Consider the following 18801-nt stretch of genomic DNA (forward strand, 5'->3'; position numbering starts at 1 on the left):
CACCCCATCGAGACCGAGAGAAGATTGAGCCTTATGGCCACCACTTCGCTTGACCTGGCCAAGGTCCGCAACATTGGGATCATGGCCCACATCGACGCGGGGAAGACGACCACCACCGAGCGGATCCTCTTCTACACCGGTGTGAGCTACAAGATCGGTGAAGTCCACGATGGCGCTGCCACGATGGACTGGATGGAGCAGGAGCAGGAGCGCGGCATCACGATCACGTCTGCCGCGACGACCTGCCACTGGCCGCTCAATGAGGTTGATCACACGATCAACATCATTGACACCCCCGGTCACGTCGACTTCACCGTCGAGGTGGAGCGTTCGCTCCGCGTCCTCGACGGTGCCGTCACCGTGTTCGACGGTGTGGCGGGCGTCGAGCCCCAGTCCGAGACTGTCTGGCGTCAGGCGGACCGCTACGGCGTGCCGCGTATCTGCTTCGTCAACAAGCTCGACCGCACCGGCGCGGAGTTCCACCGCTGCGTCGACATGATCGTGGACCGCCTTGGTGCGGTTCCGCTGGTCATGCAGCTCCCGATCGGTGCCGAGGCAGACTTCAAGGGCGTCGTCGACCTCGTGACGATGAAGGCCTTTGTCTGGTCCGCCGAGGCGACCAAGGGTGAGATGTACGACATCGTCGACATCCCGGACACCCACACCGAGGCTGCCGAGGAGTGGCGCGGCAAGCTCCTTGAGGCTGTCGCTGAGTACGACGACGAGATGATGGAGCTCTACCTTGAGGGCAAGGAGCCCTCGGTGGACGAGCTGTACGCCGCCATCCGCCGTATCACGCTGGCCTCCAAGGGCAGCGCCGACTCGGTCACCGTCTCCCCGGTTTTCTGCGGTACGGCGTTCAAGAACAAGGGCGTCCAGCCCCTGCTCGACGCCGTTGTGCGCTACCTGCCTTCTCCCCTGGACGTCGAGGCCATTGAGGGCCACGACGTCAAGGACCCGGAGAAGATCGTTCAGCGCCAGCCGTCGGACGACGAGCCGTTCTCCGGTCTTGCTTTCAAGATCGCGAGCGACCCGCACCTCGGCAAGCTCACCTTCGTCCGGATCTACTCCGGTCGCCTCGAGGCCGGCACTGCGGTGCTGAACTCGGTCAAGGGCAAGAAGGAGCGCATCGGGAAGATCTACCGTATGCACGCGAACAAGCGTGAGGAGATCCCCTCGGTGGGCGCCGGTGACATCGTCGCGGTCATGGGTCTGAAGCAGACCACCACCGGTGAGACGCTCTGCGACGACAAGAACCCGGTCATCCTGGAGTCCATGGACTTCCCGGCGCCGGTCATTCAGGTCGCCATCGAGCCCGCGTCCAAGGGTGACCAGGAGAAGCTGGGTGTCGCCATCCAGCGTCTCGCGGAGGAGGACCCCTCCTTCCAGGTGCACTCCGACGAGGAGACCGGCCAGACCATCCTCGGTGGTATGGGCGAGCTCCACCTCGAGGTGCTCGTCGACCGCATGAAGCGCGAGTTCGGCGTCGTGGCGAATGTCGGCAAGCCCCAGGTCGCTTACCGCGAGACGATCCGCAAGACCGTCGAGCGCATCGACTACACGCACAAGAAGCAGACTGGTGGTACCGGCCAGTTCGCGAAGGTGCAGATCGCCCTCGAGCCCATGGAGGGTGGCGACTCGTCCTACGAGTTCGTCAACAAGGTCACCGGTGGCCGCATCCCCCGTGAGTACATTCCCTCGGTGGACGCGGGTGCCCAGGAAGCCATGCAGTTCGGCATCCTGGCCGGTTACGAGATGGTCGGCGTCCGCGTCACCCTTCTCGACGGTGGTTACCACGAGGTCGACTCCTCCGAGCTCGCCTTCAAGATCGCCGGTTCGCAGGCGTTCAAGGAGGGTGCTCGCAAGGCGTCCCCCGTGCTCCTTGAGCCGATGATGGCCGTCGAGGTCACCACGCCCGAGGACCACATGGGCGATGTCATCGGCGACCTGAACTCCCGCCGTGGTCAGATTCAGGCCATGGAGGAGCGCAGCGGCGCTCGCGTCGTGAAGGGCCTCGTGCCCCTCTCGGAGATGTTCGGCTACGTCGGAGATCTCCGCAGCAAGACCTCGGGTCGCGCAAGCTACTCGATGCAGTTCGACTCCTACGCCGAGGTTCCGCGGAACGTCGCCGAGGAGATCATCGCGAAGGCCAAGGGCGAGTAACTCCCCCGAGTTGACGCTTTAGGCTTATCACCGGAGCCCGGTGGGGCATTTGACGCGACGCGCGAGCGATGCGGCGAATGCCCCCGGGCCCCGGCATCCCAGCAAAGATCACCTGGCGCCGATGAAGCAAGGCGTACAGAACCACTCAGGAGGACCCCAGTGGCGAAGGCAAAGTTCGAGCGGACTAAGCCGCACGTCAACATCGGCACCATCGGTCACATTGACCACGGTAAGACGACCCTCACGGCCGCCATTACCAAGGTGCTGCACGACGCGTTCCCCGACCTGAACGAGGCCTCGGCCTTCGACCAGATCGACAAGGCTCCCGAAGAGCGCCAGCGCGGTATCACGATCTCGATCGCGCACGTGGAGTACCAGACGGAGTCGCGTCACTACGCGCACGTCGACTGCCCCGGGCACGCCGACTACATCAAGAACATGATCACGGGTGCGGCGCAGATGGACGGCGCCATCCTCGTGGTCGCGGCCACCGACGGCCCGATGCCGCAGACCAAGGAGCACGTGCTCCTGGCCCGCCAGGTCGGCGTCCCCTACATCGTTGTCGCGCTGAACAAGGCCGACATGGTGGACGACGAGGAGATCCTGGAGCTCGTCGAGCTCGAGGTTCGTGAGCTCCTCTCCGAGTACGAGTTCCCGGGCGACGACCTTCCGGTCGTCAAGGTCTCGGCGCTCAAGGCTCTTGAGGGCGACAAGGAGTGGGGCCAGACCGTCCTCGACCTGATGAAGGCCGTCGACGAGTCGATCCCGCAGCCCGAGCGTGACGTCGAGAAGCCGTTCCTCATGCCGATCGAGGACGTCTTCACGATCACCGGTCGTGGCACCGTCGTCACCGGTCGTATCGAGCGTGGTGTCCTCAAGGTCAACGAGACCGTCGACATCGTCGGTATCAAGACCGAGAAGGTCACCACCACGGTCACCGGTATCGAGATGTTCCGCAAGCTGCTCGACGAGGGCCAGGCCGGTGAGAACGTCGGTCTGCTTCTTCGTGGCATCAAGCGCGAGGACGTCGAGCGCGGCCAGGTCATCATCAAGCCGGGTTCGGTCACGCCGCACACCGAGTTCGTGGCGCAGTCCTACATCCTGTCGAAGGACGAGGGTGGCCGTCACACCCCGTTCTTCAACAACTACCGCCCGCAGTTCTACTTCCGTACCACGGACGTAACGGGCGTTGTGACCCTTCCCGAGGGCACCGAGATGGTCATGCCGGGCGACAACACCCTCATGAACGTCTCGCTGATCCAGCCCGTCGCCATGGAAGAGGGCCTGAAGTTCGCCATCCGTGAGGGTGGTCGGACCGTGGGCGCCGGCCAGGTCACCCAGATCGTCAAGTAATTACTTGACTGTCTGACCTGGTTGCTCCGCACAGAGCACCAAGAAGGGCCCCGGCCCGCCGCGCAAGCGGTGGACCGGGGCCCTTCTGCATGTCCCCGCAGGGCCGGGCAGGGCCGGTGCCTATGCGGGCCGCCAGATCCAGGGCACGGCGTCCGGCCCCAGGCCCACCACGCTCGGCCGTCCGTCGGCGCCGATGTGGAGCGCGGTCCCGTCGAGGGCCGCCGGCCCCTGTGTCCGTACGCGGAGCCCGCTGCCCGTACGGAGCTGGACCCGGCCCTCCGTGGTGCGGCCGAGCAGAACGACGCCGTGGGGCGAAGCCGCGGCGGTGACGGGTCCGTATCCGCGGAAGTCGCTGCGCTCCACGACGGCGCCCTGCGAGCTCACGGTGGTCAGCCCGGAATCCGCCTCCGTCCGGTAGAACACCTCTACGGACCCGTCAGCGGCCGTGAGCGCGGCCGGCGCCACACCGGGCCGCGGTGCCCGGTCGAGCTGCGTACGGGCGGTCAGGGCGTCGCCAGGCGCGTCCTGCGTCCAGTGGTGCACCGCGTGATGGCCCGCCGCGTAGACATGGACGCGGCCCGCCCCGTCGACGGCGGTACCGAACCCGTCCTGCACCTGCCCGCCGCCGGTGTCCTGCCACCCGCTCCACCGCCCGGATGCGTGCCGTGCCCGCGTACTGAGCCCGCCCTCGGCGTTCCGTACGAGGAGATGGACCCGCCCGTCCGGGGCTGCGACGGCGACCGGGATGCCGATGCGGCGCCCGTGGTCCTGTCCCCGGGCCGGATTGCCGAGGCCACGCCAGGAACTGAACTCGCCGCCGGGGGACCGCTGCTCCAGCAGCACGATCTCGCGTTCGTTGTCACTGCCGTGCCCGCCGAGCGCGGAGAAGCGCAGCCCGAACAGGAGCTGTCTGCCGTCGGTGAGGGTCACCGAGCCGAGTACGGGAGCGAGCGGGCCGCCGCCGAGGTCGTCGGGCCCGTCCCAGGTGCCGCTGCCGGGTGCGCTCTCGCGCCACCGGACCGCGCGCAGGCCCAGCACCCCGTACGCGACGAGCCGGCCGTCCGGCTCGGCGGCGAGGGCGGGCCTGGCTCCCGGGTAACGGTGGTGGGTGGAGCGGACCCAGCCCTTCTTGTTGGTCAGGGGCCTCTCGCCGCCCACGTTGTAGTCCCCGCAGCCGGCCGGGTTGCCGCACTCCCAGTCGGGGGAGCCGCCGTAGGGGACGAGGTGGCCGGCCTTCCGGGTGAGTACGGCGGGCGGCAGGTTCTTGGGCCAGTGGCGGTTGTAGTAGCCGCGGAACGAGGTGGCGACGAAGGTGGGCACGGTCCCGCCGTCCCCGGTCGACCGGGCCGCCCAGCGGATCATCGCCTCCCAGGCGAAACAGGCCGCCGCGGTGTGGTCGGCGTGGTCGGAGTAGCCGTGCTGCTCGCTGTCCCGCCGGCGGACCGCCTCGGTGCTGTGCTGGATGTCCGGGTCGGGGTCCAGGGTGTGGACGACGGTCGGCCGGTATTGCTCCAGCAGCCCCGCGAGTACGTCGACGAGACCCTCGTACGTATACGAACCCGCCCTGGGCAGTGGGGAGTTGTCAGCGATCACGGTACGCAGGACGCGGTGCCGGTCGTGCCAGAGGCTCGGCAGCCCCAGGCGGCCGTGCGAGGTGTGCATGGCCGTGTTGAGGAAGATCAGCTCGACCCGGCGGGCGCCGTTGACCAGGACGTCGCTCTCGGCCCGGTGATGCCCGTGCAGGGTCACCACGGACCGCTGCCAGGGCGTGAACCGGTCGAGGCCGAGCAGGGTGGCGTACGCCTGCCGGAGCCCCTGGTGGCGGGAGGAGGAGTACGCGGACCTGTCCGGGGCCGGGCGCGGTTCACCGGGGACCTTGTTGACGCCGTCGGCCTCGCCCGCGGTGAGGTAGACGCAGACCAGGGGCGTCCCGGAGTCGAGGGTCTGCCGGGCGTCCGGGTTCATGAAGTACAGGTCGTCGTCCGGGTGGGCGAGGATCTGTATCAGCCGCGCCCGCCCGGAGGCGCTGATCGGGAAGCCCGGAGCGGGATTCGGCATCGGGTTCCGGCGCCGGGGGGCCGGTACGGAACAGGCGGTGAGCGCCACCAGGCCGGTGGCCGCCAGCACCGCTGTCCGCCGCCGTACGCCGACTATGGGCAGAGCAGGTCGATCCGTCACGCCGTGCACCCTTCGCATTCCGCTTCCCCCGCAGCGGGCGCATGGGGTGCCCTGAGCTGCGTACCACTGCTTCGACGCAGGTCACGGCCGGTCGAGCCATTCCTGCGAGGGAGTAGACGGGCGCGGGGGCGTAAGGGTTGCCCGGCTCAGGCCCCGGGTGCGCGGACCATGAAGACGTCGACGGGGTCCTCGGACTCCAGGACGAAGCCGTGGCGCTCGTACAGACGCCTGGCCGCACTGCCCTGGAGCACGTCGAGGCGGACAGGCGTGTCCTCGGCGTCCGTACGGGCGAGCAGGGCGCCGAGGACGGCGGAGCCGAGTCCGTGGCCCTGGTGGGCGGGGGAGAGGTAGAAGTGCTCCAGCCAGTGCGCGTCCTGGTGCGGGCGCAGGGCGACGCACCCGGCGAAGGCGCCGTCGGCCAGGACGACGGAGGTGTGCTCGGCGGAGAAGCCGTCCCGCAGCCGCTGCCGTACGCGATGGTCGTCGTAACGCCCCAGGCGTTCCAGATCGGGGCGCATCACGACCGCCCGGAGCTCGGCGATCGTCTCGATATCTCCCGCTTCGGCGGGGCGCAGGGTCCAGGTCGGCCGGGTGTTCGTTTCCATGGGAGGAGTTTCCCAGGGAGGCCGGAAGCCCCCACGGGTGCGGCCCGGATCGTGCCCGCGTTTGACCATCCGACCACGGGGGGTAAGATCCTCCGCCCGATTGGCCAGGCTCGCGCCCCGTATGGCACACTGACCAGGTTGCTCGGTTGAGTGTCAATGTTGCGCGCCTCCCGCCGGGAGGACCGGAAGCGAGTCCCACGGTACTCGTCGACCCCATGCGGGTCGGACGTACGGGAATCTTTCGGGAAGTTCAGCAGGGCGCAGACCAGGCACCCGGTGGGTGTTCCGCCCCCGGTCGCGAGGTTCAGGCCCGCACCCCCTTGGTTGGGAAATCCTTCGGGAGATCTTCGTAGAGGGGATGCGACACGCCCGACCGCGTGGGTCGGAGGTGGAGTTGGTAGAACTCCCGGGTTCCAGAGCGTTATGAGAGACAGGACTACTAGTAGCCATGGCGGGACAGAAGATCCGCATCCGGCTCAAGGCCTACGACCACGAGGTCATCGATTCCTCGGCGAAGAAGATCGTCGAGACGGTGACCCGCACTGGTGCGTCGGTCGCGGGCCCGGTGCCGCTGCCCACTGAGAAGAACGTGTACTGCGTCATCAAGTCGCCGCACAAGTACAAGGATTCTCGCGAGCACTTCGAGATGCGCACGCACAAGCGCCTCATCGACATTCTCGACCCCACGCCGAAGACGGTTGACTCGCTGATGCGCCTCGACCTGCCGGCTGGCGTCGACATCGAGATCAAGCTCTGAGGGGACGGGCCGAGATGAGCAAGAACATCAAGGGCGTCCTGGGCGAGAAGCTCGGCATGACCCAGGTCTGGGACGAGAACAACCGGGTTGTCCCGGTGACCGTCGTCAAGGCCGGTCCGTGCGTCGTGACGCAGGTTCGTACGAACGACAGCGACGGCTACGAGTCGGTCCAGATCGCCTTCGGCGAGATTGACCCGCGCAAGGTGAACAAGCCCCTCAAGGGCCACTTCGCCAAGGCCGACGTGACCCCCCGCCGCCACCTGGTGGAGCTCCGCACCCCTGACTCCAGCGAGTACACGCTGGGCCAGGAGATCACTGCCGAGGTGTTCGAGTCCGGCGTCAAGGTTGACGTCACGGGCAAGAGCAAGGGCAAGGGCTTCGCCGGTGTCATGAAGCGTCACAACTTCAAGGGCCTCGGCGCCGGTCACGGCGTCCAGCGCAAGCACCGTTCCCCCGGTTCGATCGGTGGCTGTGCCACCCCTGGGCGTGTCTTCAAGGGCATGCGCATGGCCGGCCGGATGGGTAACGAGCGCGTCACCACCCAGAACCTGACCATCCACGCGGTTGACGCGGAGAAGGGTCTGCTGCTCATCAAGGGCGCAGTCCCCGGTCCGAACGGCGGCCTCGTCCTGGTCCGTACCGCGGCCAAGGGGGCTTGAGGTAATGAGCACCATTGACATCCTTTCGCCGGCAGGCGACAAGGCCGGTACCGTCGAGCTCCCTGCGGAGATCTTCGACGCGAAGACCAGCGTTCCGCTGATCCACCAGGTCGTTGTCGCACAGCTGGCAGCTGCCCGTCAGGGCACGCACTCGACCAAGCGCCGCGGTGAAGTCCGTGGTGGTGGCCGCAAGCCTTACCGCCAGAAGGGCACCGGCCGCGCCCGCCAGGGTTCGACCCGCGCGCCGCAGTTCGCAGGCGGTGGCGTCGTCCACGGCCCGAAGCCGCGCGACTACTCGCAGCGCACCCCGAAGAAGATGAAGGCCGCCGCTCTGCGCGGTGCCCTCTCGGACCGGGCGCGTCACTCCCGCATCCACGTCGTCACCGGCGTGGTCGAGGGTGGAGTCTCCACGAAGGCCGCCAAGACGCTGTTCGGCAAGATCTCGGAGCGCAGCAACCTGCTCCTGGTCGTCGACCGCGCCGACGAGGCCGCGTGGCTGTCCGCACGCAACCTGCCCCAGGTGCACATCCTGGAGCCGGGCCAGCTGAACACGTACGACGTGATCGTCTCTGACGACGTGGTCTTCACCCAGGCCGCTTTCGAGTCCTTCGTGTCTGGCCCCCAGACCGCTGAGACCGAAGGGAGCGACGCCTGATGAGCGAGGCGACCGTTACCAGCTCGACCATCACGAGCAAGACCTACTCGGACCCGCGTGACGTTCTCGTCAAGCCGGTTGTGTCCGAGAAGAGCTACGCGCTGCTCGACGAGAACAAGTACACGTTCATCGTCGCGCCCGGCTCCAACAAGACCCAGATCAAGCAGGCCGTGGAAGCGGTCTTCTCGGTCAAGGTCACCGGGGTCAACACGATCAACCGGCAGGGTAAGCGCAAGCGCACCAAGACCGGCTTCGGCAAGCGTGCTGACACCAAGCGCGCCATCGTGACCCTTGCCGAGGGCGACCGTATCGACATCTTCGGCGGTCCGACCGCCTAACGGCGGTCTGGATCGTCCGGAATCGGACGAGGACTGAGAAATGGGAATCCGCAAGTACAAGCCGACGACCCCGGGCCGTCGTGGCTCCAGCGTCGCCGACTTTGTCGAGATCACGCGGTCCACGCCGGAGAAGTCGCTGGTCCGCCCCCTGCACAGCAAGGGCGGCCGTAACAACGCCGGTCGGATCACTGTTCGCCACCAGGGTGGCGGACACAAGCGCGCCTACCGCGTGATCGACTTCCGTCGTCACGACAAGGACGGCGTGCCGGCCAAGGTCGCGCACATCGAGTACGACCCGAACCGCACCGCGCGCATCGCGCTGCTCCACTACGCGGACGGCGAGAAGCGTTACATCGTCGCCCCGCGTGGCCTGGCGCAGGGTGACCGCGTCGAGAACGGTCCTGCCGCAGACATCAAGCCGGGCAACAACCTGGCGCTGCGCAACATCCCGGTCGGTACGACCATCCACGCCATCGAGCTGCGGCCCGGTGGCGGCGCGAAGTTCGCCCGTTCCGCGGGTACTTCCGTGCAGCTGCTGGCGAAGGAGGGCACTATGGCCCACCTTCGTATGCCGTCCGGCGAAATCCGGCTGGTCGACGCCCGCTGCCGCGCCACCATTGGTGAGGTCGGCAACGCCGAGCAGTCGAACATCAACTGGGGCAAGGCCGGCCGTATGCGCTGGAAGGGCGTACGCCCGACCGTCCGCGGTGTCGCGATGAACCCGGTTGACCACCCGCACGGTGGTGGTGAAGGCAAGACCTCCGGTGGACGTCACCCGGTCTCGCCGTGGGGTCAGAAGGAGGGTCGTACTCGCTCGCCGAAGAAGGCATCGAGCAAGTACATCGTCCGCCGCCGCAAGACGAACAAGAAGCGCTAGGAGCGGGTTTAGATGCCGCGCAGTCTCAAGAAGGGGCCCTTTGTCGACGGCCACCTCGTCAAGAAGGTGGACGTACAGAACGAAGCAGGCACCAAGAACGTCATCAAGACCTGGTCCCGTCGCTCGATGATCATCCCGGCCATGCTGGGTCACACCATCGCGGTGCACAACGGCAAGATCCATGTCCCGGTGTTCGTCACCGAGTCGATGGTCGGCCACAAGCTCGGCGAGTTCTCGCCGACTCGCACCTTCCGCGGCCACGTCAAGGACGACCGGAAGTCGAAGCGCCGCTAAGCGCGGGGTGGAAACGACTATGACTTACACCGAAGGGACAACCATGGAAGCCAGGGCCCAGGCGCGGTACATCCGCGTCACGCCCATGAAGGCCCGCCGAGTGGTGGACCTCATCCGTGGCATGGATGCCACGGAGGCTCAGGCGGTCCTGCGTTTCGCCCCGCAGGCCGCGAGCGTGCCGGTTGGCAAGGTGCTTGACAGCGCCATTGCCAACGCTGCACACAACTACGACCACTCCGACGCCTCTTCGCTGGTCATCAGCGAGGCGTACGTGGACGAGGGCCCGACCCTGAAGCGGTTCCGACCGCGTGCTCAGGGCCGTGCCTACCGGATCCGTAAGCGGACCAGCCACATCACCGTGGTCGTCAGCAGCAAGGAAGGAACCCGGTAATGGGCCAGAAGGTTAACCCGCATGGGTTCCGGCTCGGCATTACCACGGACTTCAAGTCCCGTTGGTACGCCGACAAGCTGTACGCGGACTACGTCAAGGAAGACGTTGCCATTCGTCGCATGATGACGAAGGGCATGGAGCGTGCCGGTATCTCGAAGGTTGAGATCGAGCGCACCCGCGACCGCGTCCGCGTCGACATCCACACCGCCCGCCCGGGCATCGTCATCGGTCGCCGTGGCGCCGAGGCCGACCGCATCCGTGGCGAGCTGGAGAAGCTGACCGGCAAGCAGGTCCAGCTGAACATCCTCGAGGTCAAGAACCCCGAGGTTGACGCTCAGCTGGTGGCCCAGGCCGTCGCCGAGCAGCTCTCCTCCCGCGTCTCCTTCCGTCGTGCGATGCGTAAGAGCATGCAGAGCACGATGAAGGCCGGCGCCAAGGGCATCAAGATCCAGTGCGGCGGTCGCCTCGGCGGCGCCGAGATGTCCCGCTCGGAGTTCTACCGCGAGGGCCGTGTGCCCCTGCACACGCTCCGCGCGAACGTGGACTACGGCTTCTTCGAGGCCAAGACGACCTTCGGCCGTATCGGTGTGAAGGTCTGGATCTACAAGGGCGACGTCAAGAACATCGCCGAGGTCCGCGCCGAGAACGCCGCAGCCCGTGCCGGCAACCGTCCGGCTCGTGGCGCTGAGCGTCCCGCCGGCCGCGGTGGCCGCGGTGGCAGCGGTGGTGGCGGCGAGCGTGGCGGTCGCGGAGGCCGCAAGCCGCAGCAGTCCGCGCCGGCAGCAGAGGCCCCCAAGGCCGACGCTCCCGCCGCCGCTGCTCCGGCTGAGAGCACCGGAACGGAGGCCTGACCGAAATGCTGATCCCCCGTAGGGTCAAGCACCGCAAGCAGCACCACCCGAAGCGCAGCGGTATGTCCAAGGGTGGCACGCAGGTTGCGTTCGGCGAGTACGGCATCCAGGCGCTGTCCCCGGCGTACGTGACGAACCGCCAGATCGAGGCCGCTCGTATCGCGATGACCCGCCACATCAAGCGTGGCGGAAAGGTCTGGATCAACATTTATCCGGACCGTCCCCTGACGAAGAAGCCTGCCGAGACCCGCATGGGTTCCGGTAAGGGTTCTCCCGAGTGGTGGATCGCGAACGTCAAGCCCGGTCGGGTGATGTTCGAACTGTCCTACCCGAACGAGAAGATTGCTCGTGAGGCGCTTACCCGCGCTGCTCACAAGCTTCCGATGAAGTGCCGGATCGTTCGGCGCGAGGCAGGTGAGTCGTGATGTCGGCCGGTACCAAGGCGTCCGAGCTGCGCGAACTGGGCGGCGAGGAGCTCCTCAACAAGCTCCGCGAGGCCAAGGAAGAGCTGTTCAATCTCCGCTTCCAGGCGGCGACGGGCCAGCTCGAGAACCACGGTCGGCTCAAGTCCGTCCGTAAGGACATCGCCCGGATCTACACCCTGATGCGCGAGCGCGAGCTCGGCATCGAGACGGTGGAGAGCGTCTGATGAGCGAGAAGAATGTGACTGAGACGACTGAGCAGCGCGGTTTCCGCAAGACCCGTGAGGGTCTCGTCGTCAGCGACAAGATGGACAAGACCGTCGTCGTCGCTGTCGAGGACCGCGTCAAGCACGCGCTGTACGGCAAGGTCATCCGCCGTACGAACAAGCTCAAGGCCCACGACGAGCAGAACGCTGCCGGCGTCGGCGACCGTGTTGTCATCATGGAGACGCGGCCGCTGTCTGCGACGAAGCGCTGGCGCATCGTCGAGATCCTCGAGAAGGCCAAGTAATCCCTGAGGGGGTTTCCCCTCAGGACAGTTCCGCCAGGCTCGGTGGGGGTCCGCTCCGTAACGGAGTGGCCCCCGCCGGGAACCGGCAGACGATCAGGAGATAGACGTGATCCAGCAGGAGTCGCGACTGCGCGTCGCCGACAACACGGGTGCGAAGGAAATTCTCACCATCCGTGTTCTCGGTGGCTCGGGTCGCCGCTACGCGGGCATCGGTGACGTCATCGTCGCCACCGTCAAGGATGCAATCCCCGGTGGCAACGTGAAGAAGGGTGACGTCGTCAAGGCCGTCATCGTTCGCACCGTCAAGGAGCGTCGTCGTCAGGATGGCTCGTACATCCGCTTCGACGAGAACGCTGCCGTCATTCTGAAGAACGACGGCGACCCCCGCGGCACCCGTATCTTCGGCCCGGTGGGCCGAGAGCTGCGCGAGAAGAAGTTCATGAAGATCATCTCGCTCGCGCCGGAGGTGCTGTAAGCATGAAGATCAAGAAGGGCGACCTGGTTCAGGTCATCACCGGTAAGGACAAGGGCAAGCAGGGCAAGGTCATCGTTGCCTACCCTGCTCAGGACCGCGTCCTCGTCGAGGGTGTCAACCGGGTCAAGAAGCACACGAAGGCCGGTCAGACCGCTCGCGGTTCGCAGACCGGTGGCATTGTGACGACCGAGGCTCCCGTCCACGTCAGCAACGTGCAGCTGGTTGTTGAGAAGGACGGCAACAAGGTCGTTACTCGCGTCGGCTACCGCTTTGACGACGAGGGCAACAAGATCCGCGTTGCCAAGCGCACCGGTGAGGACATCTGATGACTACCACCACAGCGCCGCGTCTCAAGACGCGCTACCGCGAGGAAATCGCCGGCAAGCTGCGTGAGGAGTTCTCCTTCGAGAACGTCATGCAGGTTCCCGGTCTGGTCAAGATCGTGGTCAACATGGGTGTGGGCGACGCCGCCCGCGACTCCAAGCTGATCGACGGGGCCGTCAAGGACCTCACCACGATCACTGGCCAGAAGCCGGCCGTCACCAAGGCCCGCAAGTCGATCGCGCAGTTCAAGCTGCGCGAGGGGCAGCCGATCGGCTGCCACGTCACCCTCCGTGGTGACCGCATGTGGGAGTTCCTGGACCGTACGCTGTCGCTCGCGCTTCCGCGTATCCGTGACTTCCGCGGCCTGTCGCCGAAGCAGTTCGACGGCCGTGGCAACTACACCTTCGGTCTCACGGAGCAGGTCATGTTCCACGAGATCGACCAGGACAAGATCGACCGGGTCCGGGGCATGGACATCACCGTGGTCACCACGGCGACCAACGACGACGAGGGTCGTGCCCTCCTTCGTCACCTCGGCTTCCCGTTCAAGGAGAACTGACCGTGGCGAAGAAGGCTCTGATCGCTAAGGCCGCCCGCAAGCCGAAGTTTGGCGTGCGCGGGTACACCCGCTGCCAGCGCTGCGGCCGGCCCCACTCCGTCTACCGCAAGTTCGGCCTGTGCCGCGTGTGCCTTCGTGAGATGGCTCACCGTGGCGAGCTGCCGGGCGTGACCAAGAGCTCCTGGTAATTCTCCTTCGCCCTTTGGGCGTTGGGAATACCCGGAGACTCTCGGTAAGTATCTGGTCGGCAGGAGCCCCGTCTTACATGCCGTAGGCTTGTGGGGTTGGGCGCCTGCCGCCCTAGACCGACTTACTACGCCGTAGGTCCCCGCACCGCACCCGTCCCGCCACTGAGTGGGGAGAGGGATGGCGCATACAGGAAACCCCGGCGAGAGAGGCCGAAGGCCAACTCATGACCATGACTGATCCCATCGCAGACATGCTCACGCGTCTGCGTAACGCGAACTCGGCGTATCACGACGATGTCGCAATGCCGCACAGCAAGATCAAGTCGCACATCGCGGAGATCCTCCAGCAGGAGGGCTTCATCACCGGCTGGAAGGTCGAGGACGCCGAGGTTGGCAAGAGCCTCGTTCTCGAGCTGAAGTTCGGGCCGAACCGCGAGCGTTCGATTGCCGGCATCAAGCGCATTTCGAAGCCGGGTCTGCGTGTATACGCAAAGTCCACCAACCTGCCGAAGGTTCTCGGCGGCCTGGGCGTGGCGATCATCTCCACGTCCCACGGTCTCCTGACCGGCCAGCAGGCCAGCAAGAAGGGCGTAGGTGGGGAAGTCCTCGCCTACGTCTGGTAGTCGGGAACGGAGGAATAGCTCATGTCGCGAATCGGCAAGCTCCCCATCCAGGTTCCCGCCGGTGTGGACGTCACCATCGATGGCCGCACGGTTGCAGTGAAGGGCCCCAAGGGCACCCTCTCGCACACCGTTGCCGCGCCGATCGAGGTCACCAAGGGTGAGGACGGCGTGCTCAACGTCGTTCGCCCTAACGACGAGCGTCAGAACAAGGCCCTTCACGGCCTGTCCCGCACGCTGGTGGCGAACATGATCACCGGCGTGACCGCGGGATACAGCAAGGCGCTCGAGATCAGCGGTGTCGGTTACCGAGTCCAGGCGAAGGGCTCCAATCTGGAGTTCGCCCTGGGCTACAGCCACTCGATTCTCATCGAGGCCCCTGAGGGCATCACCTTCAAGGTCGAGTCGCCCACGAAGTTCAGTGTCGAGGGCATCGACAAGCAGAAGGTCGGCGAGGTCTCCGCGAAGATCCGCAAGCTGCGGAAGCCGGACCCGTACAAGGCCAAGGGCGTCAAGTACGCCGGCGAGGTTGTCCGCCGCAAGGTCGGAAAGGCGGGTAAGTAAGCCATGGCATACGGTGTAAAGATCGCCAAGGGTGACGCCTACAAGCGTGCCGCCCTCAAGCGCCGCCACATCCGCGTCCGCAAGCACATCTCCGGTTCGCCGGAGCGGCCGCGCCTGGTTGTGACGCGTTCCAACCGCCACATGGTGGCTCAGGTCATCGATGACGTCGCGGGCCACACGCTCGCCTCGGCTTCGACCCTGGACGCTTCCATCCGTGGTGGCGAGGGTGACAAGAGCACCCTGGCCAAGCAGGTCGGGGCCCTGGTCGCCGAGCGCGCCAAGGCCGCAGGCGTCGAGGCCGTCGTGTTTGACCGCGGTGGTAACCAGTACGCCGGGCGGATTGCCGCTCTGGCTGACGCCGCCCGTGAAGCCGGGCTGAAGTTCTAAGCCCCGGTTCCTACGCACAGCGGACGTAACAGAGAGAGGTAATTCCAATGGCTGGACCCCAGCGCCGCGGAAGCGGTGCCGGTGGCGGCGAGCGGCGGGACCGGAAGGGCCGTGACGGTGGCGCAAGCGCCGCCGAGAAGACCGCGTACGTCGAGCGCGTCGTCGCGATCAACCGCGTCGCCAAGGTTGTGAAGGGTGGTCGTCGCTTCAGCTTCACCGCGCTGGTCGTGGTGGGCGATGGTGACGGCACCGTCGGTGTCGGATACGGCAAGGCCAAGGAAGTTCCCGCGGCCATCGCCAAGGGCGTTGAAGAGGCCAAGAAGAGCTTCTTCAAGGTTCCGCGTATCCAGGGCACCATCCCTCACCCGATCCAGGGCGAGAAGGCTGCGGGCGTCGTTCTGCTCAAGCCTGCTTCCCCCGGTACCGGTGTGATCGCGGGTGGCCCGGTGCGCGCCGTTCTGGAGTGCGCCGGCGTTCACGACATCCTGTCGAAGTCGCTCGGTTCTTCGAACCCGATCAACATCGTGCACGCGACCGTGGCGGCCCTCCAGGGCCTGCAGCGTCCCGAGGAGATCGCGGCTCGCCGTGGTCTGCCCCTCGAGGACGTCGCCCCCGCGGCTCTCCTGCGTGCTCGCGCGGCAGGTGTGTGATGGCTCGCCTCAAGATCACGCAGACGAAGTCGTACATCGGCAGCAAGCAGAACCACCGCGACACCCTGCGTTCGCTCGGGCTCAAGCGCCTGAACGACACGGTTGTCAAGGAGGACCGCCCCGAGTTCCGCGGAATGGCTAACACCGTCCGCCACCTCGTGACGGTTGAGGAGGTTGACTGACATGGCGGAGAACAGCCCGCTGAAGGCCCACAACCTCCGGCCTGCCCCGGGTGCCAAGACCGCCAAGACCCGTGTGGGTCGTGGTGAGGCGTCCAAGGGTAAGACCGCAGGCCGTGGTACCAAGGGTACGAAGGCTCGTTACCAGGTTCCGGAGCGCTTCGAGGGTGGCCAGATGCCCCTCCACATGCGTCTCCCGAAGCTCAAGGGCTTCAAGAACCCGTTCCGCACGGAGTACCAGGTCGTGAACCTGGACAAGCTCGCGACGCTCTACCCCGAGGGTGGAGAGGTCACGGTGGCCGATCTGGTCGCCAAGGGCGCTGTGCGCAACAACCACCTCGTCAAGGTCCTCGGACAGGGCGAGATCTCCGTGGCGCTGCAGGTTTCGGTTGACGCCGTTTCCGGCTCCGCCAAGGAGAAGATTGCCGCTGCGGGCGGCACTGTCACCGAGCTCGTCTGAGACAACTCGGACAAGCTGGTGGCCTGAACATCCGACCGGGGATGCCTCTCATATGGGGCATCCCCGGTTGGTCGTTCCTAGGGGGGCATGGTCGCCGGTAAGGTGGCCAGCGTTGTTGTGTGCTAACCCCCTGGGCGCCTGCCCGGGGACCTTTGACTGTTACCTAATCGTCGATCCTCAAGACCGTCACCTCTACGCATTGCGCGGGGGTCGCAGGAGGCACCGTGCTCACCGCGTTCGCCCGGGCGTTCAAGACGCCCGACCTGCGCAAGAAGCTGTTCTTCACGCTCGGCATCATCGTGCTCTACCGTCTCGGGGCACACATCCCCGTACCGGGAGTGAGCTACGAGAACGTCCAGACCTGTGTTGATCAGGCAAGCAAGGGCAACAACAGCCTCTTCGGCCTGGTGAACATGTTCAGCGGTGGTGCACTGCTGCAGATCACGATCTTCGCGCTCGGCATCATGCCGTACATCACGGCCAGCATCATTCTTCAGCTGCTGACCGTCGTCATCCCCAGGCTCGAAGCCCTCAAGAAGGAGGGACAGTCGGGCCAGGGCAAGATCACGCAGTACACGCGTTATCTGACCGTGGCGCTCGCCATCCTCCAGGGCACGGGCCTGGTGGCAACCGCCCGCAGCGGGGCGCTGTTCAGCGGCTGTCCTGTCGCCGATCAGATCGTTCCGAACCAGTCGATCTTCACCACGGTCGTGATGGTTCTCACCATGACCGCCGGAACTGCCGCCGTGATGTGGCTCGGTGAGCTCATCACCGACAAGGGCATCGGCAACGGCATGTCGATCCTGATGTTCATCTCGATCGCGGCCAGCTTCCCCGGCGCACTGTGGGCCATCAAGACGAGCGGCAAGCTCGCGGACGGCTGGATCGAGTTCGCCACCGTCATCCTGATCGGCTTCGTGATGGTCGGGCTCGTCGTATTCGTCGAGCAGGCCCAGCGCCGTATCCCGGTGCAGTACGCGAAGCGCATGATCGGGCGCCGGTCCTACGGTGGTACGTCCACGTACATCCCGCTGAAGGTGAATCAGGCGGGTGTGATCCCCGTCATCTTCGCTTCTTCGCTGCTCTACATCCCGGCCCTGATCGTCCAGTTCTCCAACTCCACCGCGGGCTGGGCGACATGGATCAAGGACCACTTCGTCAAGGGTGACCACCCCTACTACATCGCGACGTACTTCCTGTTGATCGTGTTCTTCGCCTTCTTCTATGTGGCGATCTCGTTCAACCCCGAGGAAGTCGCCGACAACATGAAGAAGTATGGTGGCTTCATCCCGGGCATCCGGGCTGGTCGCCCGACCGCCGAGTATCTGAGCTACGTGCTCAACAGGATCACTTGGCCGGGCTCGCTGTATCTGGGTCTGATCGCTCTTGTGCCGACGATGGCGTTGGCAGGCTTCGGCGGCGCGAACGCCAACTTCCCGTTCGGCGGGACGAGCATCCTCATCATCGTGGGTGTGGGTCTGGAAACCGTGAAGCAGATCGAGAGTCAGCTCCAGCAGCGCAATTACGAAGGGTTCCTCCGCTGATGCGAATCGTCCTCGTCGGGCCGCCCGGTGCCGGCAAGGGAACGCAGGCTGCGTACCTTGCCAAGAACCTGTCGATTCCGCACATCTCCACGGGCGACCTCTTCCGCGCCAACATCAGCCAGGGCACCGACCTTGGCAAGCAGGCCCGCGCCTACATGGACGCGGGGCAGCTGGTGCCGGACGAGGTCACCATCGGGATGGCCAAGGACCGCATGTCCCAGCCGGACGCCGTCAACGGCTTCCTGCTCGACGGCTTCCCCCGCAATGTGGGGCAGGCCGAGGCTCTCGACGGGATGCTCCGGAGCGAGAGCGTAAAGCTGGACGCGGTTCTGGACCTCGAGGTCCCCGAGGACGAGGTGGTCAAGCGCATCGCCGGCCGGCGCATCTGCCGGAACGAGAGCGCGCACGTCTTCCACGTGACGTACAACCCGCCGAAGACCGAGGGTGTCTGCGACACCTGCGGCGGCGAGCTGTACCAGCGTGACGACGACAGCGAAGAGACGGTTCGGACGCGGCTCGAGGTCTACCACACGCAGACCGAGCCGATCATCGACTACTACAGGGCCCAGGGCCTGGTGGTCACCATCTCCGCGCTCGGCAAGGTCACCGATGTGACCGAGCGGGCCATGGAGGCTCTCAAGAAGTCCGACGAGGGCTGAGACCTCCCGCATTACCTTCACAGCCGGCCGCGGGGGGGGGGGGGGGCGCGGGCGGCGGGGTGGGGGGGGTGGGGGGGGGGGGCCCCCCCCCAAACCACCCCCGCGAGGTATTAAAAATATACCGGCCGGCGGAGATAA

At 66.0% G+C, this 18801-nt stretch carries 27 protein-coding genes; 25 read left to right on the forward strand and 2 right to left on the reverse strand.

Features of this window, described 5'->3' with window-relative positions; all coding sequences use genetic code 11:
• Positions 1 to 33: 33 nt before the first annotated feature.
• Positions 34 to 2163: an elongation factor G gene (fusA, locus tag ACFT7S_RS22840; protein ID WP_382734746.1), complete on the forward strand. Its 2130-nt coding sequence runs from the start codon at positions 34 to 36 to the stop codon at positions 2161 to 2163.
• 159 nt (positions 2164 to 2322) lie between these two features.
• Complete coding sequence (gene tuf, locus ACFT7S_RS22845) at positions 2323 to 3516, forward strand: elongation factor Tu (protein WP_185299098.1); 1194 nt, start codon at positions 2323 to 2325, stop codon at positions 3514 to 3516.
• Positions 3517 to 3636: 120 nt separating this feature from the next.
• Here the strand turns inward: tuf and ACFT7S_RS22850 are convergent, their stop codons facing one another.
• Positions 3637 to 5712, reverse strand: a complete 2076-nt coding sequence (locus ACFT7S_RS22850) for a PIG-L family deacetylase (protein WP_382734748.1) — start codon at positions 5710 to 5712, stop codon at positions 3637 to 3639.
• A 128-nt stretch (positions 5713 to 5840) separates the two neighbouring features.
• Positions 5841 to 6299 carry a GNAT family N-acetyltransferase gene (locus ACFT7S_RS22855; protein ID WP_382734750.1) on the reverse strand — a complete coding sequence of 153 codons (459 nt, stop codon included), beginning with the start codon at positions 6297 to 6299 and terminating at the stop codon, positions 5841 to 5843.
• Positions 6300 to 6747: 448 nt separating this feature from the next.
• Here ACFT7S_RS22855 and rpsJ point away from each other — a divergent pair, with 448 nt between their 5' ends.
• From rpsJ to ACFT7S_RS22970, 23 genes are all read left to right on the forward strand, one after another.
• The gene (gene rpsJ / locus ACFT7S_RS22860; protein ID WP_003948644.1) at positions 6748 to 7056 is read left to right on the forward strand and encodes a 30S ribosomal protein S10; all 309 of its coding nucleotides are present in this window, start codon (positions 6748 to 6750) and stop codon (positions 7054 to 7056) included.
• Positions 7057 to 7070: 14 nt separating this feature from the next.
• Positions 7071 to 7715, forward strand: coding sequence for a 50S ribosomal protein L3 (gene rplC, locus ACFT7S_RS22865; RefSeq protein ID WP_328905321.1), 645 nt, complete (start codon positions 7071 to 7073; stop codon positions 7713 to 7715).
• Positions 7716 to 7719: 4 nt separating this feature from the next.
• Positions 7720 to 8370: a 50S ribosomal protein L4 gene (gene rplD / locus ACFT7S_RS22870; RefSeq protein ID WP_056796592.1), complete on the forward strand. Its 651-nt coding sequence runs from the start codon at positions 7720 to 7722 to the stop codon at positions 8368 to 8370.
• Positions 8370 to 8708, forward strand: coding sequence for a 50S ribosomal protein L23 (gene rplW / locus ACFT7S_RS22875; RefSeq protein WP_328905323.1), 339 nt, complete (start codon positions 8370 to 8372; stop codon positions 8706 to 8708). Before rplD ends, rplW begins: the two co-directional genes overlap by 1 nt.
• 40 nt (positions 8709 to 8748) lie before the next feature.
• A complete protein-coding gene (gene rplB / locus ACFT7S_RS22880) occupies positions 8749 to 9585 on the forward strand; it encodes a 50S ribosomal protein L2 (protein WP_382734752.1) in 837 nt (278 codons plus the stop codon).
• A 12-nt stretch (positions 9586 to 9597) separates the two neighbouring features.
• A complete protein-coding gene (gene rpsS, locus ACFT7S_RS22885) occupies positions 9598 to 9879 on the forward strand; it encodes a 30S ribosomal protein S19 (protein ID WP_015610726.1) in 282 nt (93 codons plus the stop codon).
• A gap of 43 nt (positions 9880 to 9922) precedes the next feature.
• The gene (rplV, locus tag ACFT7S_RS22890) at positions 9923 to 10270 is read left to right on the forward strand and encodes a 50S ribosomal protein L22 (protein WP_016645177.1); all 348 of its coding nucleotides are present in this window, start codon (positions 9923 to 9925) and stop codon (positions 10268 to 10270) included.
• Entirely contained in the window at positions 10270 to 11121 is an 852-nt protein-coding gene (gene rpsC, locus ACFT7S_RS22895) for a 30S ribosomal protein S3 (RefSeq protein ID WP_382734754.1), read from the forward strand. Before rplV ends, rpsC begins: the two co-directional genes overlap by 1 nt.
• Positions 11122 to 11126: 5 nt before the next feature.
• Positions 11127 to 11546, forward strand: coding sequence for a 50S ribosomal protein L16 (gene rplP, locus ACFT7S_RS22900; RefSeq protein WP_014154587.1), 420 nt, complete (start codon positions 11127 to 11129; stop codon positions 11544 to 11546).
• On the forward strand, positions 11546 to 11770 hold the full coding sequence (gene rpmC, locus ACFT7S_RS22905; protein WP_033297602.1) for a 50S ribosomal protein L29: 225 nt from the start codon (positions 11546 to 11548) through the stop codon (positions 11768 to 11770). The genes rplP and rpmC overlap by 1 nt, the downstream gene beginning before the upstream one ends.
• The gene (gene rpsQ / locus ACFT7S_RS22910; RefSeq protein ID WP_382734756.1) at positions 11770 to 12054 is read left to right on the forward strand and encodes a 30S ribosomal protein S17; all 285 of its coding nucleotides are present in this window, start codon (positions 11770 to 11772) and stop codon (positions 12052 to 12054) included. Before rpmC ends, rpsQ begins: the two co-directional genes overlap by 1 nt.
• Before the next feature lie 106 nt (positions 12055 to 12160).
• Positions 12161 to 12529: a 50S ribosomal protein L14 gene (gene rplN / locus ACFT7S_RS22915; protein ID WP_003966950.1), complete on the forward strand. Its 369-nt coding sequence runs from the start codon at positions 12161 to 12163 to the stop codon at positions 12527 to 12529.
• Between the two features lie 2 nt (positions 12530 to 12531).
• A complete protein-coding gene (gene rplX / locus ACFT7S_RS22920) occupies positions 12532 to 12855 on the forward strand; it encodes a 50S ribosomal protein L24 (protein ID WP_018550616.1) in 324 nt (107 codons plus the stop codon).
• Positions 12855 to 13412: a 50S ribosomal protein L5 gene (rplE, locus tag ACFT7S_RS22925; protein WP_185299087.1), complete on the forward strand. Its 558-nt coding sequence runs from the start codon at positions 12855 to 12857 to the stop codon at positions 13410 to 13412. Before rplX ends, rplE begins: the two co-directional genes overlap by 1 nt.
• A gap of 2 nt (positions 13413 to 13414) precedes the next feature.
• Positions 13415 to 13600 (forward strand): type Z 30S ribosomal protein S14, encoded by a 186-nt coding sequence (locus tag ACFT7S_RS22930; protein WP_003948630.1) that lies wholly within the window; start codon positions 13415 to 13417, stop codon positions 13598 to 13600.
• A gap of 224 nt (positions 13601 to 13824) precedes the next feature.
• On the forward strand, positions 13825 to 14223 hold the full coding sequence (rpsH, locus tag ACFT7S_RS22935) for a 30S ribosomal protein S8 (RefSeq protein ID WP_014154584.1): 399 nt from the start codon (positions 13825 to 13827) through the stop codon (positions 14221 to 14223).
• 21 nt (positions 14224 to 14244) lie between these two features.
• Positions 14245 to 14784: a 50S ribosomal protein L6 gene (rplF, locus tag ACFT7S_RS22940; protein WP_073718381.1), complete on the forward strand. Its 540-nt coding sequence runs from the start codon at positions 14245 to 14247 to the stop codon at positions 14782 to 14784.
• 3 nt (positions 14785 to 14787) lie between these two features.
• Positions 14788 to 15171 carry a 50S ribosomal protein L18 gene (gene rplR / locus ACFT7S_RS22945; RefSeq protein WP_328905327.1) on the forward strand — a complete coding sequence of 128 codons (384 nt, stop codon included), beginning with the start codon at positions 14788 to 14790 and terminating at the stop codon, positions 15169 to 15171.
• A gap of 47 nt (positions 15172 to 15218) precedes the next feature.
• Positions 15219 to 15821: a 30S ribosomal protein S5 gene (gene rpsE / locus ACFT7S_RS22950; protein ID WP_173315042.1), complete on the forward strand. Its 603-nt coding sequence runs from the start codon at positions 15219 to 15221 to the stop codon at positions 15819 to 15821.
• Positions 15821 to 16003, forward strand: a complete 183-nt coding sequence (gene rpmD, locus ACFT7S_RS22955) for a 50S ribosomal protein L30 (protein WP_185299084.1) — start codon at positions 15821 to 15823, stop codon at positions 16001 to 16003. Before rpsE ends, rpmD begins: the two co-directional genes overlap by 1 nt.
• 1 nt (position 16004) lies before the next feature.
• Positions 16005 to 16460, forward strand: a complete 456-nt coding sequence (gene rplO / locus ACFT7S_RS22960; RefSeq protein WP_014047794.1) for a 50S ribosomal protein L15 — start codon at positions 16005 to 16007, stop codon at positions 16458 to 16460.
• 224 nt (positions 16461 to 16684) lie between these two features.
• On the forward strand, positions 16685 to 18004 hold the full coding sequence (secY, locus tag ACFT7S_RS22965) for a preprotein translocase subunit SecY (protein ID WP_382734761.1): 1320 nt from the start codon (positions 16685 to 16687) through the stop codon (positions 18002 to 18004).
• Positions 18004 to 18663 (forward strand): adenylate kinase, encoded by a 660-nt coding sequence (locus ACFT7S_RS22970; protein WP_382734763.1) that lies wholly within the window; start codon positions 18004 to 18006, stop codon positions 18661 to 18663. The genes secY and ACFT7S_RS22970 overlap by 1 nt, the downstream gene beginning before the upstream one ends.
• The last annotated feature ends 138 nt before the right edge of the window (positions 18664 to 18801 follow it).

The sequence above is a fragment of the Streptomyces sp. NPDC057136 genome, assembly GCF_042670885.1.
Taxonomy (GTDB): Bacteria; Actinomycetota; Actinomycetes; order Streptomycetales; family Streptomycetaceae; genus Streptomyces.

Bases quoted from the DNA above. Each gene is read 5' to 3' on its own strand.
- fusA (WP_382734746.1), top strand. From the start codon at position 34: ATGGCCACCACTTCGCTTGACCTGGCCAAGGTCCGCAACATTGGGATC.
- ACFT7S_RS22850 (WP_382734748.1), bottom strand. From the start codon at position 5,712: ATGCGAAGGGTGCACGGCGTGACGGATCGACCTGCTCTGCCCATAGTC.
- ACFT7S_RS22855 (WP_382734750.1), bottom strand. From the start codon at position 6,299: ATGGAAACGAACACCCGGCCGACCTGGACCCTGCGCCCCGCCGAAGCG.
- rpsJ (WP_003948644.1), top strand. From the start codon at position 6,748: ATGGCGGGACAGAAGATCCGCATCCGGCTCAAGGCCTACGACCACGAG.
- rplC (WP_328905321.1), top strand. From the start codon at position 7,071: ATGAGCAAGAACATCAAGGGCGTCCTGGGCGAGAAGCTCGGCATGACC.
- rplD (WP_056796592.1), top strand. From the start codon at position 7,720: ATGAGCACCATTGACATCCTTTCGCCGGCAGGCGACAAGGCCGGTACC.
- rplW (WP_328905323.1), top strand. From the start codon at position 8,370: ATGAGCGAGGCGACCGTTACCAGCTCGACCATCACGAGCAAGACCTAC.
- rplB (WP_382734752.1), top strand. From the start codon at position 8,749: ATGGGAATCCGCAAGTACAAGCCGACGACCCCGGGCCGTCGTGGCTCC.
- rpsS (WP_015610726.1), top strand. From the start codon at position 9,598: ATGCCGCGCAGTCTCAAGAAGGGGCCCTTTGTCGACGGCCACCTCGTC.
- rplV (WP_016645177.1), top strand. From the start codon at position 9,923: ATGGAAGCCAGGGCCCAGGCGCGGTACATCCGCGTCACGCCCATGAAG.
- rpsC (WP_382734754.1), top strand. From the start codon at position 10,270: ATGGGCCAGAAGGTTAACCCGCATGGGTTCCGGCTCGGCATTACCACG.
- rplP (WP_014154587.1), top strand. From the start codon at position 11,127: ATGCTGATCCCCCGTAGGGTCAAGCACCGCAAGCAGCACCACCCGAAG.
- rpmC (WP_033297602.1), top strand. From the start codon at position 11,546: ATGTCGGCCGGTACCAAGGCGTCCGAGCTGCGCGAACTGGGCGGCGAG.
- rpsQ (WP_382734756.1), top strand. From the start codon at position 11,770: ATGAGCGAGAAGAATGTGACTGAGACGACTGAGCAGCGCGGTTTCCGC.
- rplX (WP_018550616.1), top strand. From the start codon at position 12,532: ATGAAGATCAAGAAGGGCGACCTGGTTCAGGTCATCACCGGTAAGGAC.
- rplE (WP_185299087.1), top strand. From the start codon at position 12,855: ATGACTACCACCACAGCGCCGCGTCTCAAGACGCGCTACCGCGAGGAA.
- rpsH (WP_014154584.1), top strand. From the start codon at position 13,825: ATGACCATGACTGATCCCATCGCAGACATGCTCACGCGTCTGCGTAAC.
- rplF (WP_073718381.1), top strand. From the start codon at position 14,245: ATGTCGCGAATCGGCAAGCTCCCCATCCAGGTTCCCGCCGGTGTGGAC.
- rplR (WP_328905327.1), top strand. From the start codon at position 14,788: ATGGCATACGGTGTAAAGATCGCCAAGGGTGACGCCTACAAGCGTGCC.
- rpsE (WP_173315042.1), top strand. From the start codon at position 15,219: ATGGCTGGACCCCAGCGCCGCGGAAGCGGTGCCGGTGGCGGCGAGCGG.
- rpmD (WP_185299084.1), top strand. From the start codon at position 15,821: ATGGCTCGCCTCAAGATCACGCAGACGAAGTCGTACATCGGCAGCAAG.
- rplO (WP_014047794.1), top strand. From the start codon at position 16,005: ATGGCGGAGAACAGCCCGCTGAAGGCCCACAACCTCCGGCCTGCCCCG.
- ACFT7S_RS22970 (WP_382734763.1), top strand. From the start codon at position 18,004: ATGCGAATCGTCCTCGTCGGGCCGCCCGGTGCCGGCAAGGGAACGCAG.